14 protein-coding genes are annotated in these 17,374 nt (G+C 68.4%); 10 read left to right on the plus strand and 4 right to left on the minus strand.

What is annotated here, in order from left to right; all coding sequences use genetic code 11:
• Nucleotides 1-17: 17 nt before the first annotated feature.
• From FFS08_RS09410 to FFS08_RS09420, 3 genes are all read right to left on the minus strand, one after another.
• The gene (locus FFS08_RS09410) at nt 18-902 is read right to left on the minus strand and encodes a LysR family transcriptional regulator (protein ID WP_137863786.1); all 885 of its coding nucleotides are present in this window, start codon (nt 900-902) and stop codon (nt 18-20) included.
• Nucleotides 903-966: 64 nt separating this feature from the next.
• The gene (hutC, locus tag FFS08_RS09415) at nt 967-1,659 is read right to left on the minus strand and encodes a histidine utilization transcriptional repressor HutC (protein WP_137863785.1); all 693 of its coding nucleotides are present in this window, start codon (nt 1,657-1,659) and stop codon (nt 967-969) included.
• Nucleotides 1,656-2,996: a formimidoylglutamate deiminase gene (locus FFS08_RS09420; RefSeq protein WP_137863784.1), complete on the minus strand. Its 1,341-nt coding sequence runs from the start codon at nt 2,994-2,996 to the stop codon at nt 1,656-1,658. Before FFS08_RS09420 ends, hutC begins: the two co-directional genes overlap by 4 nt.
• A 113-nt stretch (nt 2,997-3,109) precedes the next feature.
• Between FFS08_RS09420 and hutI the strand changes: the two genes are divergently transcribed.
• The 4 genes from hutI to hutU are packed head-to-tail and all read left to right on the plus strand — an operon-like array spanning nt 3,110 to nt 8,284.
• Nucleotides 3,110-4,297: an imidazolonepropionase gene (gene hutI / locus FFS08_RS09425; protein WP_137863783.1), complete on the plus strand. Its 1,188-nt coding sequence runs from the start codon at nt 3,110-3,112 to the stop codon at nt 4,295-4,297.
• A complete protein-coding gene (gene hutH / locus FFS08_RS09430) occupies nt 4,294-5,823 on the plus strand; it encodes a histidine ammonia-lyase (RefSeq protein ID WP_137863782.1) in 1,530 nt (509 codons plus the stop codon). Before hutI ends, hutH begins: the two co-directional genes overlap by 4 nt.
• Nucleotides 5,820-6,632 carry an N-formylglutamate deformylase gene (hutG, locus tag FFS08_RS09435; RefSeq protein ID WP_137863781.1) on the plus strand — a complete coding sequence of 271 codons (813 nt, stop codon included), beginning with the start codon at nt 5,820-5,822 and terminating at the stop codon, nt 6,630-6,632. Before hutH ends, hutG begins: the two co-directional genes overlap by 4 nt.
• Complete coding sequence (gene hutU, locus FFS08_RS09440; RefSeq protein ID WP_137863780.1) at nt 6,629-8,284, plus strand: urocanate hydratase; 1,656 nt, start codon at nt 6,629-6,631, stop codon at nt 8,282-8,284. Before hutG ends, hutU begins: the two co-directional genes overlap by 4 nt.
• A gap of 132 nt (nt 8,285-8,416) precedes the next feature.
• On the opposite strand, the gene FFS08_RS09445 is transcribed toward hutU, so the two are convergent.
• The gene (locus FFS08_RS09445; RefSeq protein WP_137863779.1) at nt 8,417-8,908 is read right to left on the minus strand and encodes an asparaginase domain-containing protein; all 492 of its coding nucleotides are present in this window, start codon (nt 8,906-8,908) and stop codon (nt 8,417-8,419) included.
• A gap of 147 nt (nt 8,909-9,055) precedes the next feature.
• On the opposite strand from FFS08_RS09445, the gene FFS08_RS09450 reads away from it, so the two are divergent.
• The 6 genes from FFS08_RS09450 (at nt 9,056) to FFS08_RS09475 (ending at nt 17,357) form a co-directional block, all read left to right on the plus strand.
• Complete coding sequence (locus FFS08_RS09450; protein WP_137863778.1) at nt 9,056-9,460, plus strand: DUF2946 family protein; 405 nt, start codon at nt 9,056-9,058, stop codon at nt 9,458-9,460.
• A gap of 34 nt (nt 9,461-9,494) precedes the next feature.
• Nucleotides 9,495-11,777 carry a TonB-dependent receptor gene (locus tag FFS08_RS09455; RefSeq protein ID WP_137863777.1) on the plus strand — a complete coding sequence of 761 codons (2,283 nt, stop codon included), beginning with the start codon at nt 9,495-9,497 and terminating at the stop codon, nt 11,775-11,777.
• Nucleotides 11,774-13,168 carry a PepSY-associated TM helix domain-containing protein gene (locus FFS08_RS09460; protein ID WP_249341181.1) on the plus strand — a complete coding sequence of 465 codons (1,395 nt, stop codon included), beginning with the start codon at nt 11,774-11,776 and terminating at the stop codon, nt 13,166-13,168. The genes FFS08_RS09455 and FFS08_RS09460 overlap by 4 nt, the downstream gene beginning before the upstream one ends.
• 77 nt (nt 13,169-13,245) lie before the next feature.
• Complete coding sequence (locus FFS08_RS24215) at nt 13,246-13,374, plus strand: hypothetical protein (RefSeq protein WP_283214637.1); 129 nt, start codon at nt 13,246-13,248, stop codon at nt 13,372-13,374.
• A 312-nt stretch (nt 13,375-13,686) separates the two neighbouring features.
• The gene (locus FFS08_RS09470) at nt 13,687-17,016 is read left to right on the plus strand and encodes a polysaccharide deacetylase family protein (protein ID WP_137863776.1); all 3,330 of its coding nucleotides are present in this window, start codon (nt 13,687-13,689) and stop codon (nt 17,014-17,016) included.
• Nucleotides 17,013-17,357 carry a hypothetical protein gene (locus FFS08_RS09475; protein WP_137863775.1) on the plus strand — a complete coding sequence of 115 codons (345 nt, stop codon included), beginning with the start codon at nt 17,013-17,015 and terminating at the stop codon, nt 17,355-17,357. Before FFS08_RS09470 ends, FFS08_RS09475 begins: the two co-directional genes overlap by 4 nt.
• Nucleotides 17,358-17,374 lie beyond the last annotated feature (17 nt).

Genomic DNA, 17,374 nt, shown 5'->3' on the forward strand with positions numbered 1-17,374 from the left:
CTCGGCATAGCCAGCCGTTATGGCGTGTCGATCACCTTGGCGAGCGTCTTGAGGAAATCGGTCGCGAGCGCGGTGGGCGGCCGGTTGAGCAGGAACATCGCGTGCACGTCGAAGGTGAGCTGCGGCTTGAGCGGCCGCATCGCCAGGCCGGGCACCAGCGAGGCCTGGGCCGTGAAGCTGTCGACCACCGTCATCCCCACTCCCTGCGCGACCAGCGCAGTGGCGATGTAGAAGGTGCGGGCGGAGATCACTTCGTCGAGGTCGAGCTCGAGGCGCGCGCATTCCTGGCTGAACAGCTGGCCGATCGGGCCGCTGTTGGCGAGGCTGATGAACGGGCGCCCGCGCAGCCGCTCCAGCTCGATGCGCGGCGGCGCGTCAGGCATGTCCTCCTCGCGGTAGAGCACCACCAGCTCGCCCTCGCCCAGCCAGCGATGGCCGATCGGCGCGGCATGGGGCACTTCATAGGCGATCGCGACATCGGTCTCGCGCTCGTAGAGCTTCCGCAGCAGATCGTCATGGTGCACGGTCTGCAGGTCGAAGCGGACGCCCTCGTGCCCCCGCATGAAGCGCGAGACGGCGGTGGGCAGCGCATTGAGCGCCAGCGACGGCAGCGCCGAGATGCGCAGCATGCCGCCGGCGCCGCGCTTGAGGTTCCGGCCCGCCTCGCGCAGCGCATAGACGCGGTCCTGGATCTCCGAGACTTCGGTGAACAGCGTATGCGCGTCCTCGGTGGGTACGAGACGGCCATTGGTCCGGTGGAAGAGCTGGAAGCCGAGCAGGCTCTCGGCATGGCGCAGCATCTTGGAGACCGAAGGCTGCGACACGTTGAGCGCGCGCGCCGCGCCGCTGACCGAACCGTTCACATAGACGGCGTGGAAGATTTCGATGTGCCGCAGATTCATCGTGCCAGAGTATCGACTTCGCGGAAAAGCGGAAGGGCCCGATTTGGGGCGAATTGTCCGGCGGTCAACCGCCCGGCGTGAACTCGGCGACCAGATCGTAGCGATCGCCCGGAAAGGTCTGGCGTACGAAGGTCACCGCCCTGCCCGTGCGCCACGTCCAGCGCTCGACCTGGAGGCAGGCGGCATGCGGTTCGAGCTTGAGCCGCGCGGCAAGCGGGCGGGAGGCGGATACGGCGCGGATCCGGTGGCGCGCATCGGTCCAGGGGACGTGATGGAGCAGCCACGAGCCGGGCGCCTCGGTCTCGAAGGTGTCGGCCCGGGGGACCGGCACCGTATCGAGCGCGATCAGCCGGCGTTCGAGCGCGAAGGGCTGCCCCCCGGCGAAGTGCATGCCCTCGATCAGCAGCGCGGGCGCCGGGATGCCGGAGACTTCGATGTCGGGATCGCGGTTGACCACGCGGCAGGTGTCGAGCCCCCAGCCATAGGCTTCGCCCCGTTCGGCGATCATCTGCGCGAGGTCGGGCACCGCCAGCACCGCGGCATGCACCTGGGGATGCGCGACGAACGAGCCGACCTTGCGCCGCCGCTCGATCAGCCCGGCATGGGCAAGCCGCTCGAGCGCCTTGCTCACCGTGGCCCGCGCGCAGCCATAGTGCGCGACCAGCTCATGCTCGAACGGGATGCGGTCGCCGGGGCGCAATTCTCCCGAACGAATGCGCTCCTCGATATCCGAGCGGATGCGTTCCTGGAGCGTCACCGGAGCAGGCGCTCCAGCGTTTTCCGATAATGATTAGCAATAACCTCGGCCGCGACATGCCTGCCGCCGGCAACTTGCAGCGTGCCGGCGCGCCAGACGCAATCGATGGCGCCGGTCCGGCCGGCGAAGATCCAGCGATCGAGAATGGTGCCGGCAGAGGCGCCGGCGAAGCCTGGATGGTCCATGTTCAGGCTCACGATATCGGCCGGGGCGCCGGGCGCAATCCCGGTTGCGACGCCGAGTGCCTGGCCCGCGCCTGCGAGCGCGGCCTGGAACAGGGTCTCGCCGACCGAGGCTCCCTCAGGCGAAAGGATCGCGCGGCGACGGAGCGAGAGGCGCTGCGAATATTCGATCGAACGGAGCTCCTGGGCCGCATCGATCTGGATGTTCGAATCGGTTCCGGTCGCGATCCGCCCGCCTGCCGAGAGATAGCGCTCGGCGAGGAAGATTCCGTCGCCGAGATTGGCCTCGGTTACCGGGCAAAGACCCGCCACCGCACCCGAGGCTGCCAGGCGGTCGGTCTCCGCTTCGGTCAGGTGGGTGGCGTGGATCAGCGTCCAGCGCCGGTCGATATCCAGATTGTCGAGCAGCCACTCCACGGGCCGGGCACCGCTCCAGGCCAGACAGGCTTCGACTTCCTTGGTCTGCTCGGCGGCATGGATGTGCAGCGGGCCGCCGGTCAACCCGATCGCCGCCGTCAACTCCTCCGGCGTGACCGCGCGCAGCGAGTGCGGCGCGACGCCGAGCACCGCATCGGCGGGAAGCTTGGCGCGGCTCGCCTCGACCAGCTTCGCAAAGCCGTCGACGTCCGAGAGGAAGCGGCGCTGGCCGGCCTTGGGGGGCAGTCCGCCGAAATCGCTATGGGCATAGAAGACGGGCAGCAATGTGAGCCCGATGCCCGTCTGCGCCGCAGCGGCAACGATCGCGCCGGCAGTCTCGGCGGGGTCAGCATAGCAGGCGCCGTCCGCGTCATTGTGCAGATAGTGGAACTCGCCGACGCGCGTGTAGCCGGTCTCCAGCATCTCGGCATAGGCCTGGGCGGTGATCGCGGCGATGTCTTCGGGCGTGAGCCGGTCGAGGAACCGGTACATGATCTCGCGCCAGCTCCAGAAATCGTCGTCGGGCCGGCCGCGGCGCTCGCTGAGCCCGGCCATGCCGCGCTGGAAGCCGTGGCTGTGGACATTGCCGAGGCCGGGAATCGCCGCCCGGTGCCGCTCGGCACCCGGTGCCGGATCATGGTCCGTCAGCACTTCGGCAATGCGCCCGTCGGCAATGCGCACCGCGACGCGCTCGGCCCAACCGGTGGGAACCAATGCCTTCTCGAACCAGAGATCCATCCAAGCTTTCCTCATCTTCGTCATCACGGCGAACGCCCGGATGGCGAGCAAAGTGTGCGATAGGCCCTTTATTATGTCTAGACATAACCGTGGCCACAGGCAAGGATGCGCATATGGACCGACTCTGGACCAATGCGCGGATCGCCACGATGGCGGGGCCTGGCCTCGGCGTCCTGGAACGTGGCGCGGTGGCGGCGAAGGACGGCCGGATCGCCTGGACCGGCCCGGCCGACGAGGCCCCTGCCGCAGCCGAAGTCATCGACTGCGGGGGCCGCTGGATCACCCCCGGGCTGATCGATTGCCACACGCATCTGGTCCATGGCGGCGACCGCGCGCACGAGTTCGAGCTGCGCCTCCGGGGCGCAAGCTATGAGGAAATCGCGCGGGCGGGCGGCGGGATCGTCTCGACGATGCGCGCCACGCGCGCCGCGAGCGAGGCAGATCTGGTGGCGAGCGCCCTGCCCCGGCTCGATGCGCTGATCGCCGAAGGCGCGGGCACCGTCGAAGTGAAGTCCGGCTATGGTCTGTCGCTCGCCGACGAATTGAAGATGCTGCGCGCGGCAAAGGCGCTGGCGCATGAACGCGGCATCCGGATCGTAACGACGTTCCTGGGCGCGCACGCCCTGCCCCCCGAATATGCGGACGACCGTGCCGGCTATGTCGATCTCGTCTGCGAGGCGATGATCCCGGCAGTCGCCGAGGCCGGGCTGGCAGACGCAGTGGATGCGTTCTGCGAGGGGATCGGCTTCACCCGCGACGAGACAAGGCGCGTCTTCGACGCGGCCCGCGCGCACGGGCTGCGCTTGAAGCTCCATGCCGAGCAACTCTCCAACCTGCACGGCGCAGCGCTGGCGGCATCCTATGGCGCGCTTTCGGCGGACCATCTCGAATATCTCGACTCGGCCGGCATCGCCGCGATGGCGAAGGCGGGCACCGTGGCGACGCTGTTGCCGGGCGCCTTCTATTTCGTCCGCGAGACCAAGCTGCCGCCGATCCAGGCGCTGCGCGACGCGGGCGTGCCGATTGCCCTCGCCACGGATTGCAACCCCGGCACGTCGCCGCTCACCAGCCTGCTGCTCGTCATGAACATGGCCGCGACTCTGTTCCGGATGACCGTGGAGGAATGCCTGGCCGGCGTTACCCGCGAAGCGGCGCGGGCGCTGGGGCTCGGCCATGAAATCGGCACGATCGAACCCGGCAAGAGCTGCGACCTCGCGATCTGGAACGTCGAGCGGCCGGCAGAGCTTGTCTACCGCATGGGGCTGAACCCGCTCCATGCCCGCATCTGGAAGGGCCAATGACCGAAATCCTGCTGACCCCCGGCAACGTGCCGCTGGCCGAATGGCGCGCGATCTGGCGCGGCGCGGTGCCGAAGCTCGACCCCGCCTCCGCCCCGCGGATCGCCGAGAGCGCCGCGGCGGTGGCGCGCATCCTGGCGCGCGGCGAGCCGGTCTATGGGATCAATACCGGCTTCGGGAAACTCGCCAGCGTGCGGATCGAAGCGGAGGACCTCGCGACGCTCCAGCGCAACATCGTGCTGAGCCATGCCGCGGGCGTCGGCGCTCCTTCGCCCGCTCCGATCGTCCGGCTGATGATGGCGCTCAAGCTCGCCAGCCTCGCGCAGGGCGCATCGGGCGTGCAGCCGGCGACCGTGGCACTGATCGAGGCGATGCTCGCCAAGGGGCTGGCGCCGGTGGTGCCAAGCCAGGGATCGGTGGGCGCGAGCGGCGATCTCGCGCCGCTTTCGCACATGGCCGCGACGATGATCGGCGTCGGGCAGGTCGAAGTGAACGGCCGCGCGCTGCCGGCCGAGCAGGCACTGGCCGAGGCCGGCCTCGCCCCGGTGACGCTCGGGCCCAAGGAAGGCCTGGCCCTCCTCAACGGCACCCAATTCTCGACCGCCAACGCGCTGGCGGGGCTGTTCGAAGCAGAGACGCTGTTCCAGGCGGCGCTGGTCACCGGCGCGCTGTCGACCGAGGCGGCCAAGGGCACCGATGCCCCGTTCGACCCGCGCATCCACCAGCTGCGCCGCCATCCCGGCCAGATCGCGGTGGGCGAGACGCTGCGCACGCTGATGCAGGGATCGGCGATCCGCGCCTCGCATCGCGACAATGATCCGCGCGTGCAGGACCCCTATTGCCTGCGCTGTCAGCCCCAGGTGATGGGTGCCGCGCTCGACCTGCTGCGCCAGGCGGGCACCACGCTGGAGACCGAGGCGAACGGCGTCTCGGACAATCCGCTGATCTTCCCGGAGACCGACGAGGCGCTGTCGGGCGGCAATTTCCACGCCGAGCCTGTCGCCTTCGCCGCCGACATGATCGCGCTGGCGATCTGCGAGATCGGCTCGATCGCCGAACGCAGGATCGCCATGCTGGTCGATCCCGCGCTTTCCAACCTGCCCGCTTTCCTCACGCCCCAGCCTGGGCTCAATTCGGGCTTCATGATCCCCCAGGTCACCGCCGCCGCGCTCGTTTCGGAGAACAAGCAGCGCGCCACGCCGGCGAGCGTCGATTCGATCCCGACTTCGGCCAATCAGGAGGATCATGTCTCGATGGCCGCGCACGGCGCCCGCCGCCTGCTCGACATGGCGGCGAATTGCGCGGGGGTGATCGGCATCGAGCTGCTCGCCGCGGCGCAGGGCTGCGACTTCCATGCCGGGCTCACCTCCTCCGGCGCGCTGGAGCGAGTCCGCGCCCGGCTGCGCCGCGAAGTACCGACACTCGACCATGACCGGCATTTTCACCCCGATATCGAAGCCGCGACTGCCCTGATCCGCAGCGGCGCCGTGGCCGAGGCGGCGGGGATCGCATTGCCGGGGGTGGCATGAGCTGGCTCGAGATCCATCGCGGCGAAGCGCCGCTGATCGTTGCCTTCCCGCATACCGGAACCGACCTTCTCCATGATTTGAAGGAGCAGTTCGTCTCGCCCTGGCTGGCGACCAAGGATGCCGATTGGTGGATCCATCAGCTCTACGACTTCGCTGCCGATCTCGGCGCGACGACCGTCCGGACCGCGATCTCCCGCAGCGTGATCGACGTGAACCGCGATCCCTCGGGCGCTTCGCTCTATCCGGGCCAGGCGACCACGGAACTCTGCCCGACCACCACCTTCGACGGTGAGCCGCTCCATCGCGACGGCGTTCCCGACGCCGCGAGCATCGCCTGGCGGCGCGAGCATTTCTTCGATCCCTATCACGCCGCGATCGAAGCCGAGATCGCGCGCCTCCGCGCCCTTCACCCGAAGGTGGTGCTCTACGACGCGCACTCGATCCGCAGCCACGTCCCCCGCCTGTTCGAAGGCGAACTCCCCCAGTTCAACATCGGCACCAATGGCGGCACCACCTGCGCGATCGAATTGCGCGACGGCGTGGAGGCCGCCTGCGCCGCGACGCCGTGGAACCGAGTGACCGACGGCCGCTTCCGCGGCGGCTGGACCACGCGCCACTATGGCCGGCCCGGACAGGGCGTCCACGCCATCCAGATGGAACTGGCCTGCCGCGGCTATATCGACGAGCCCGCCGCCTTCGACGAAGCGAGCTGGCCCACGCCCTATGACGACGCTCGCGCCGCCCCGATGCGCGCGGCGCTCACCCGCATTCTCCAAGCCTGCCTCTCTTTCGCCGGAGCACCGGAATGACCCGCCTCGACAACAGCCGCATCATCAAGCCCGCCACCGGCACGGAGCGCTCGACCAAGAGCTGGCTCACCGAGGCGCCGCTGCGCATGCTGATGAACAACCTGCACCCCGATGTCGCCGAGCGGCCCGAGGAGCTGGTCGTCTATGGCGGCATCGGCCGGGCGGCGCGCGACTGGGAGAGCTATGACAGGATCGTCGCCGCGCTGCGCGACCTGGAGGCGGACGAGACGCTGCTGATCCAGTCGGGCAAGCCCGTCGGCGTGTTCCGCACCCATGCGGATGCCCCCCGCGTGCTGCTCGCCAACTCGAACCTGGTGCCGCATTGGGCGACCTGGGAACATTTCAACGCGCTCGATCGCCAGGGGCTGGCGATGTACGGCCAGATGACCGCCGGCTCGTGGATCTATATCGGCACCCAGGGCATCGTGCAGGGCACCTACGAGACCTTCGTCGAGATGGGCCGCCAGCATTATGGCGGCGACCTGAAGGGCCGCTGGCTGCTCACCGCCGGCCTGGGCGGCATGGGCGGGGCGCAGCCGCTGGCGGCAGTGATGGCGGGCGCGTCCTGCCTCGCGGTCGAGTGCCAGCCGAGCCGGATCGAGATGCGCCTGCGCACCGGATATCTCGACCGCGCCGCCGAGAGCATCGACGAAGCGCTCGACATCATCCGGAGCGCCGACCGGCCGGTCTCGGTCGGCCTGCTCGGCAATGCGGCCGAGATCCTGCCCGAGATATTCGCGCGCGGCATCCGTCCCGACCTGCTGACCGACCAGACCAGCGCGCACGATCCGGTCAACGGCTATCTCCCCGCTGGCTGGACCGTCGCCGAGTGGATCGAGCGGCGCGAGCGCGATCCGGAAGGCGTGGCCAGAGCCGCCAAGACGTCGATGGCGGTCCATGTCCGCGCGATGCTCGATTTCCATGCCGCGGGCGTGCCGACGGTCGACTATGGCAACAACATCCGCCAGGTGGCGCTCGACGAAGGCGTGGCCGATGCCTTTGCCTTCCCCGGCTTCGTTCCCGCCTATATCCGCCCGCTCTTCTGCCGCGGCATCGGCCCGTTCCGCTGGGCCGCGCTCTCGGGCGATCCCGAGGACATCCGCAGGACCGACGCCAAGGTGAAGGAGCTGCTGCCCGATGACGCGCACCTCCACAACTGGCTCGACATGGCGGCCGAGCGCATTCACTTCCAGGGCCTGCCCGCGCGGATCTGCTGGGTGGGCCTGGGCGATCGGCACCGGCTGGGGCTGGCCTTCAACGAGATGGTCGCCAGCGGCGAACTCAAGGCGCCGATCGTGATCGGACGCGACCATCTCGACAGCGGATCGGTCGCAAGCCCCAATCGCGAGACCGAGGCGATGCGCGACGGATCGGACGCCGTGTCGGACTGGCCGCTGCTGAACGCGCTGCTCAATACGGCGAGCGGGGCGACCTGGGTTTCGCTGCACCATGGCGGCGGCGTCGGCATGGGCTATTCGCAGCATGCCGGCATGGTGATCGTGGCGGACGGCACGCCCGAAGCGGCCAGGCGGCTGGAGCGCGTGTTGTGGAACGACCCCGCCACCGGCGTGATGCGCCATGCCGATGCGGGCTACGACATCGCGATCGATTGCGCGCGGGAGAAGGGGCTGGACCTGCCGGGGATTCTCTAGGTTGGGGACTCATATTCCTTCAATCGTCATCCCCGCCTGCGCGGGGATGACAACGGAAAATCAGATACTTGTTTGGGTTCTCAACTTAACCCCAATCCTTGAAATCCCTTCCCCGGAAGGGAGGAGAGGCACTCAGATCTCCACGAAGCGCCCCGCCTCGCGGTCCTTTACCACCTTGCCGGCTTCGAACACCGTGCCGTTCATCGTGATGTAGACGCCCGGCCTGGCAACCTGGACGGTGGCGAAGGCCATGCCGAGGTTGAAGGTGGCATCGCTCTCGGCGAAGCGCGCGGGAGCGAGCGCCCCGACCAGCACGATCGTCTTGCCTTCGATCCCGGTCAGTGCCTTCGCGGTCTCGGTCATCGTGTCGGTGCCGTGGGTGATGACGATCCGCGTGGCCGGAGACGCGGCGGCGCGGCCCGCGATGGTTGCGCGGTCCGTATCGTCCATCTCCAGGCTGTCCTTGCGCATCACTTCCTCGATCTCGAAGGGATGCGCGACCCGCCCGAGCTCGAGGAGCCGCGTCACCATCGTGCCGACGATCGTATACTGGCTCGAAGCGTCGAAATATTGCTTGTCGATGGTGCCGCCGGTGGTGAGCACGAGGATCGGTTGCTGGGTCATGCGCGGCCCTTACGCCGGTTAGGGGACGGGGGGAACACCTCGCGGCATCGCGGTGACGGCAGTTGCGATCGATGGGACAAAATGCCCATCCTGCCGATCAACTCCACAGATGACAGCTCCACGCAAAGGGCGTAGCCCTGCCCTCCCATGGGGGCATGGCGCGTCTTTCTGCGGGAGCATCGCTGGCTGGCATTGTGGCTGATCGCCGCGGCGCTGGCAGTGAAGGCGCTCGTGCCCCAGGGCTATATGCTCGCCGATACCGGCGGCAAGACGCTCACCGTGGCGATCTGCGACGGCAGCGGCCCGGCGACGATGGCCATCACCCTGCCCATGGATCCCGATCATGCCAAGGCACCCGACAGCGCCAAGCAGGACGGCGGCTGCGCCTATTCCTCGCTAAGCCATGCCATCACGAGCGGCACCGATCCGGTGCTGCTGCTCGCGGCGATCGCCTTCCTGCTCGCGCTGGGGTTCGCGCCGGCACCGCAGCCCATGATCCGGCGCCGGGCCTTTGCCCAGCCACCTGCCCAAGGCCCCCCTGCCCTCGCCTGAACCCGTCGGACTTTCCTCGTTCAGGTGATTTCACATGTCTTCATATCGCCGCGCGCACTTCTGTGCGCTGCCGCTCCTGTGCATCGCCGCTCCCGCCCTGGCGCAGGAAGCGGACAATGATTCCTCCATCCTCGTCGTCGGCCAGAAGGGCGCGCCGATCAGCATCGATCCGCGCGGGCTCTCAGTAAGCCTGGGCGACGAGCAATTCGCCGGGGTCAACGCCCAGAATGTCGAGGATCTGATGAAGTACGCGCCCGATTTCTTCGTGCGCAAACGCTATGCCGGCGATTCCAACGGCGTGCCGGGCTTTCGCGGCACGCACTCGACCCAGAGCGCCCGCACGCTGGTGATGGTCGACGGTTTCGTGGTGTCGAACTTCCTCGGCAACTCCTTCAATTTCGCGCCCAAATGGGGCGTGGTCGGCCCGGGGGAGGTCGAACAATTCGACATCGTCTATGGCCCCTATTCGGCGCGCTACCCGGGCAATTCGATGGGCGGCATCGTCAACATCACCACCCGCTCGCCCGCGAAAACCGAAGCGTTCGCCACCGTGCAGGGGCTGGCCGAACCCTATGATCAGTACGGCACCCACGCCAGCTATCGGGGCTGGTCGGGCGAGGCCGGCCTTGGCTGGCGTCAGAAGAACGGCCCCTGGTCGGCGCGCATCTCCGGCCGCCATTTCCGGAACGACGGCCAGCCGATGAGCTGGTATGGGCTCACCCCGGCGACGGGCGCACCTGGCACGCCCGTGACCGGCGCCGTGGTCGATCCGGGCCAAGCGATCCCCAATGCGCCCGGCAGCGCCAACAATCCGATCTTCGCCGCACAGAGCCCGGCCGCCACGACTCAGGACCAGGCCAAGCTGCGGATCGGCTATGACGGCACGTCCGGCGTCACCGGCGAGATGCTGTTCGCCTATTGGCACAATCTCGATGCCCAATATGCGCCCGATTGCTATCTGCGCGACGCAGCGGGCAACCGGGTCTGCGAGGGGCGCGTGACGACGCTGGGGCGGACCTGGACTGCTTCGGGCGCACGCTGGTCGCGGGCGGTCCGGGACGAGTTCCTCGCCGGCGGCAGGATCGCGGCACCGATCGGGCCGGGCATGACCGCGAAGCTCAACCTCTCGACCTACCAGATTGCGCGATCGGACGGGTTCACTTCGGCGAGCTGGGCGGCAGGAGCCGCCGGCGGTGCGGGCATGCTGGCGCGACAGGGTCCCACCGGCTGGTACACGGCCGAGCTGTCGCTGGAGGGCAAGACAGGCGCGCTCGATCTCGCCGCCGGAGCGAGCGCCAATCTCTATCGGACCGACCTGACCAACTACGCGTTGCCGAATTGGCGGGCGGATGACGGCCGCGCCTTCTCGACGCGCACCTTCGGCAAGACGCGGCTGCTCGCCGGCTGGGCCGAGGGGCGGCTGCATGTCGACGCGCTGCTGTTCACGCTGGGCGCCCGGCTGGAGAGCTGGCGCGCGTTCGACGGCGGGCTCGGGCGTATCGGCACCCTCGGCCAGCCGGTGACCAACCGCTATCCGGAACGCAGCGACGCGGCGTTCGACCCGAAATTCTCGGTCGAATGGCATGGCGGAGCGACCAGCGTGCAGCTCAGCCTGGCAGAGGCGACGCGCTTTCCGACGGTGGGCGAGCTCTTCCAGGGCAGCCTGAACGGCGACGGGAGCTTCAACCGCGACAGCTTCGATCCGAGCCTGAAGCCCGAACGCTCACGCGACGCCAACCTGCTGGTGGCGCATGACTTCGGGCGATGGAAGCTGACCGGGTCGGCCTTCTGGCAGCGCGTGGAGGACACCATCTTCGCGTTCGCGGGGTTCAACCAGAACGGCGTGACCACCTCCAGCTACAAGAATATCGACGTGACGCGACAAGTCGGGCTCGAGCTGATCGCCGAGGCGCACGACGTCGGCGTGCCCGGGCTCGACCTGGATGCCAATGCCGCATGGATCGATTCGAAGACGGTGCGCAACGAGAGCGCACCGGCGGCCGAAGGCGTGCAATTTCCGCGCATCCCGCGCTGGCGGCTCAATGCGAATGTCCGGTATCAGGTGACGCCGCGGGTGCTGGTCGCCATGGGCATGCGCTATGCGACGCGGCCCAATACCGATCTGTTCGGGCTGCAGCGCGGCGATACGTTCGGCTATACTTCCGAGCTGTTCGCGCTCGACGCCCGGGTGAACTGGAAGATGACCGACAATTTCCGGCTGAGCGCAGGCGTGGACAACATCACCAACGATCGCGCCTGGGTCTATCACCCCTATCCGCAGCGCAGCTTCCTGATCGAAGCGGGGTGGAAGCTGTGAGCCCGCTTTTCCCGGCCCGGCACGAGCGCTGGTTCCGCGCGGTGTGGCGCTGGCATTTCTATGCCGGCATCTTTTGCGTGCCCTTCATCCTGTGGCTTTCTGTCACCGGCGGCATCTATCTGTTCAAGCCGCAGATCGAAGGCTGGCTCTATGCCCCCTATGCGCATGTCGCCGCGCCGGGCCGGCCGATGCTCGCCCCAGAGAAGATCGCCGCGGCGGCTACGGCGGCGGTGCCGGGATCGGTGCTGCACAAATATGTGCTGCCCGAAGCGCCCGACGACGCGGTGCAGCTGCTCGTTGGCAAGGGCGCCGAGGAGATGCGGGTCTGGGTGCATCCACAGACCGGGCAGGTGCTGGCGGCGACGCCCGAGGAAGGCCGGTTCATGCGCGTGATCTTCCGCCTGCACGGCGAGCTGCTGGCGGGCGACCTTGGATCGGCGCTGGTCGAGATCGCCGCCTGCTGGACGATCGTGATGATCCTTACCGGCCTGTTCCTGTGGTGGCCGCGCGGGCGCAAGGGCAAGGGGCCGGGCGGGATCCTGTGGCCGCGTCTCGGCGGCGGCAAGCGCGTCTTCTGGCGCGACATGCACGCGGTGACGGGGCTCTGGGTGTCGATCGGCGCGGTGTTCCTGATCGCATCCGGCCTGCCCTGGGCAAAGAACTGGGGCGATTATCTCAAGCAGGTGCGCGTCGTGACCGGCACGGCAGCCGGCCGGCAGGACTGGTCGGCGGGGTCGGCGGCGGACGCGGCGGCACGCGCCGAGCTCGACAGGGGCGCCCGCGCGATGCTGGACGAGCATGCCGGGCATCACGGGATGACGATGACCCATGTCGCGCCGGCCGGGCCGGCGCTCGACCGCGTGGTGGCCAAGGCGATGACGCTGGGGCTTGCCGCGCCGGCCGAAGTGAGCCCGCCGACCCGCGCGGGCGGGCGCTGGCTCGCCCGGTCGCAGACCGAGGACCGGACGCGGCGCGTCTCGGTCGAAATCGGCGGGGACGGCGCGGTGATCGGATCGCAGGGCTTTGGCGATCGGCACTGGATCGACCGCGTGGTGGGCTTCGGCGTCGCCGTGCACGAGGGAGCGTGGCTGGGACTGTTCAACCAGCTCGTCAACCTGGCCGTGCTGATCGGGCTGGTGACGCTCGCGGTGTCGAGCGTGATATTGTGGTGGCGCCGGCGGCCGGCGGGCGGGCTGGGCGCGCCGGCAGCGAAGGATCCGCTGCGGCACAGCTGGGCGTTGGTCGGCGTCACGCTGTTGCTCGGTGTGCTGATGCCGCTGTTCGGGATCACGCTGGCCATCGCGGCGGCGCTCGAGCTGGGCATGCGGCGCGCGGCACCGGGAGTGGCGCGCTGGCTGGGGCTGCGTGCGCCTGTCCAAAAAGTAACCTGACGGCCACCGCACCGATACCGGCAGGAGTGCATTTCCTGTCCCACGGTCACCGAAGACGACCTGAGAGGAACAAGGAAATGCCCCATCGCCGCACCACCATCGCGCTGCTGGCCATCGCCACGCTGGTGAGCGGATCGGCGGCCTGGTCGACAGCCGACGCCCGCCTTGTCGCGCACGCGCCGATGGTGGCCGCGCACGGACGCTGACCGCAAAAGTCTCGGCATCGCCCTGCTCTCCCTGTTCGGGCGGTGCCAGCGGGTGCGGGTTTCCTCTTTTGCCTGCACCCGCAATACCTGAACGGCCGGCGCGCCTCCCCTCCGCGCCGGCCGTTTTGTTTTGGCCATCTCCGCACATGACAGTAAATTAATTTGGAAGGCAGGTCCGCGAAGGAGTGGCATGTCTATCCGGAAGGAGCAGGCCATCTCCGCGTTCATGGCCGGCAAACCGCGGCGCCCGGCCCTCCCGCACTCCTCGGGCCGGGCGTCGCACCCAGATATTGAAAACGGGGCACATAGACGATGGAACGTCCGATCTTCTTCGATGCGAGCGGCAAGCGGAACCGCTGGACGATGCGGGCTTTCTTCGCGCTGCTGCTGGTGATCGTGCTCGCCGCTGGCGCCTTCGCGATGACCGTGGTGCGCGTGCCCACGCCCGGGCCGCTCGCCATGGCGATGGAGCATCCCCAGCCCCGCTCGCTCAAACAGCAGGCCAACCGGCTGCGCCACAGCTTCGCTTCCTGGCTGCCGCAGGGGCCAGCCAATGGCAAGGCCAAGGCCGCGCCGCTCGCGGTGGGCTTCTATGTGCCCTGGGACGATGCCAGCGGCGCCTCGCTGCGTCGCCACATCGGCGAGATGGATTGGGTGGTGCCCGCGTCCTACACCGTCACCGGGCCGCAGCACAGCATCGCCACGGCGCCGGACACCGAGTTCGACACGATCCTCGCCGCGGCCACGCGCCGGCCCAAGGTGCTGCCGATGGTGCAGAACGCCACCGGCGACAATTGGGACAGTGCCGGCGCCGCCGCTCTGCTCCGCAATCCGAAGGCACGCGCCGCCTTTCTCGACCAGCTGCAACGCACCCTGGTGGCGCGCAAGGCGGACGGCGTGGTGTTCGACTTCGAGGAACTGCCCACTGCCTCGCAGCGCGACTATCTGGCGCTGCTGCGCGACGCACGCACCCGTTTCGCCGCGGCGAAGCTGAGCGTCGCGGTCACCGTGCCGGCGCAGGACGACGACTGGAACATGAAGGCCTATGCCACCGCGGCCGACTATGTGATCCTGATGAATTACGACGAGCACGCCCCGGCCACCGCGGCGGGCCCGATCGCCAGCCAGGCCTGGTTCGTCCGCCAGATGAACGCCGCGCTGACTCAAGTGCCGGCCGAGAAGCTGATCGTCGGCATCGCCAACTATGGCTATAACTGGACGGCGCCGGGCAAGGCGGACCCGATCTCGATCGAAGAAGCCTGGCTGATCGCGCACGACAGCGAAGCCACCGTCACCTTCGACAAGGCGAGCGGCAACCAGAGCTTCGCCTATGAGGAAAACGGCACCGAGCACACCGTGTGGATGGCCGACGCCACCACGGCGTGGAACCAGCTGCGCGCCGCCAACATCAAGGGCGTGGGCGGCGTCGCCTTGTGGCGCCTCGGATCGGAAGACTCGAATTTCTGGGCGGCGCTGGGCGCGGCGCATTCGGGCAAGATCCCCGATCTGCGCCGGATCGAGGCCGTGGGCGATGTCGACGTGGAGGGATCGGGCGAGATCCTCCGCATCACCAGCACGCCGAGCGTCGGCGCGCGTATCATCACCCAGAATCCGCAGGGGCTGATCGTCGACGAGACCTTCCAGTCGCTGCCGACCCCCTATGTCGTCACCCGCACCGGCTATGTGCCCGGCAAGGTCGCGCTCACCTTCGACGACGGCCCCGATGCCGACTGGACGCCGAAGATCCTCGACGTGCTCAAGCAGAAACAGGTGACCGGCACCTTCTTCATGATTGGCGAGAATGCGATGGCCGAGCCTTTCCTCGTCCGCCGCGTGGTGGACGAAGGCCATGAGATCGGCAGCCACACCTTCACCCACCCCAATCTGGCGCTGACTTCGTCGCGGGGCACCCGGATCGAACTCAACGCCACGCAGCGGCTGATCGAAGCCTATACCGGCCGCTCGGTCCGCCTGTTCCGCGCGCCCTATTTCGGTGACGCCGAGCCGACCACCGCGGACGAACTGATCCCCGCGCTCACGGCGCAGCGCGCGGGCTACACCAATGTCGGCCTGCATGTGGACCCCAATGACTGGCAGCGCCCGGGCGTCGACGCGATCGTGGACACCACGTTGCGCGAGGTGGAGGCCGGCAATGCCGACCAGTCGGGCCAGATCATCCTGCTCCACGACGGCGGCGGCGACCGGTCGCAGACACTGGCGGCGCTTCCGCGGATCATCGACGAGCTGCGCGCCAAGGGCTATCAGTTCGTTCCCGTCTCGCAGCTCGCCGGCCTCACCCGCGACCAGGTGATGCCCGAGGTGCAGGAAGGCGACCTGGCGGCGGTCCGGATGGACGTCGGCATCTTCCTCGTCGCGGCGGTGCTGGGCTTCATCCTGAAGTGGCTGTTCTTCCTCGCGATCGCGCTGGGCATCGCCCGTGCCCTCGTCCTCGCCGGACTGGCGGTGAACGGCAACCGCCGCAAGAACCGCCCGGTGGCGCCCGAGATCGACCCCGGCCGGTTCGTTTCGGTGCTGATCCCCGCCTATAACGAGGCAAAGGTGATCGAGAACTCGATCCGCCGCGTGCTTGCCAGCGAGCAAGTGAGCGTCGAGGTGATCGTGCTCGACGATGGCTCGCAGGACGGCACCGGCGACGTGGTCCGCGCCGCCTATGCCGACGACCCGCGAGTCAAGCTGCTCACGCTGGAGAATGGCGGCAAGGCGCGCGCGCTCAACCAGGGGCTGGCGCTGGCCAGGGGGGACATCGTCATCGCGCTCGACGCCGACACCCAGTTCGAACCCCTGACCATCGCTCGCCTCGCCCGCTGGTTCGCGGACGAGGAAATCGGCGCGATCGCCGGCAATGCCAAGGTGGGCAATCGCGTCAACCTGGTCACGCGCTGGCAAGCAGTGGAATATGTCACCTCGCAGAATCTCGAGCGGCGCGCGCTGGCCAGCCTCGATGCGATCATGGTGGTGCCGGGCGCGGTCGGCGCGTGGCGCAAGGCGGCGCTCGCCGACGTGGGCGGCTATCCGATCGACACGCTGGCCGAGGACCAGGACTTGACCATTGCGATCCAGCGCAAGGGCTGGCGCGTCGGCTATGACATCGACGCGGTGGCCTGGACCGAAGCGCCCGAGAGCTTCCGCGCGCTCGCCAAGCAGCGCTTCCGCTGGGCGTTCGGCACGCTCCAGTGCCTGTGGAAGCACGGTGCGATCCTGCGCACCCGCAAGCCGGCGGGCCTCGCCCTGGTCGGCATTCCCCAGGCCTGGGTGTTCCAGATCGCCTTTGCGCTGATCTCGCCGCTGATCGACCTGGCGCTGATCGCCTCGATCGTGGGCACCTCGATCCGGGTCTGGCAGCATGGCTGGGCGCAGACCGAAAGCGACGTGCTGCGCATGGCCATCTACTGGCTGTCGTTCATGACGATCGACTTTCTGTGCGGCTGGGTCGCCTATCGCATGGAGAAGCGAGAGAAGCGCTATCCGGGGCTGTTGCTGCTCGCCCAGCGCTTCGTCTATCGCCAGCTGATGTACTGGGTGGTGATCCGCGCCGTTGCCAATGCGTTGCGCGGCCCCTGGGTCGGCTGGGGCAAGCTGGAGCGCAGCGGCCGAGTGGAGACGCAGGCAACCACCGCATGAAGAAGCCGCCCGAGGAAGGACTGAGCCAATATACGCTCGACGAGCGGGCCTGCCGGATGATCTGCCCGATCGCCGCCGCGATGGTGGGTGTGTGCCTGACGGCGATCGGCATCCTGCGGGTGGTGATCGCGGTGCGGCGGGCCAACACGCTCGCCGACGATCTGCTGGCGCTGGACGCGGTGCTGTTCCTGATCGCGACGCTGACTTCCTATTTCGCGCTGCGCACCGTGACGACCAAACGAATGCATGAGCTGGAGCGCGTCGCGGACGTGACCTTCATTTCCGCCATGCTGCTGATGACCGTGGCGGCGCTGGTGATGACCTATGCGCTGGCGGTGTGATCCCCGCCGTCCCGGGC

The sequence above is a fragment of the Sphingomonas sp. 1F27F7B genome (assembly GCF_005503355.1).
Lineage (GTDB): Bacteria > Pseudomonadota > Alphaproteobacteria > Sphingomonadales > Sphingomonadaceae > Sphingomonas.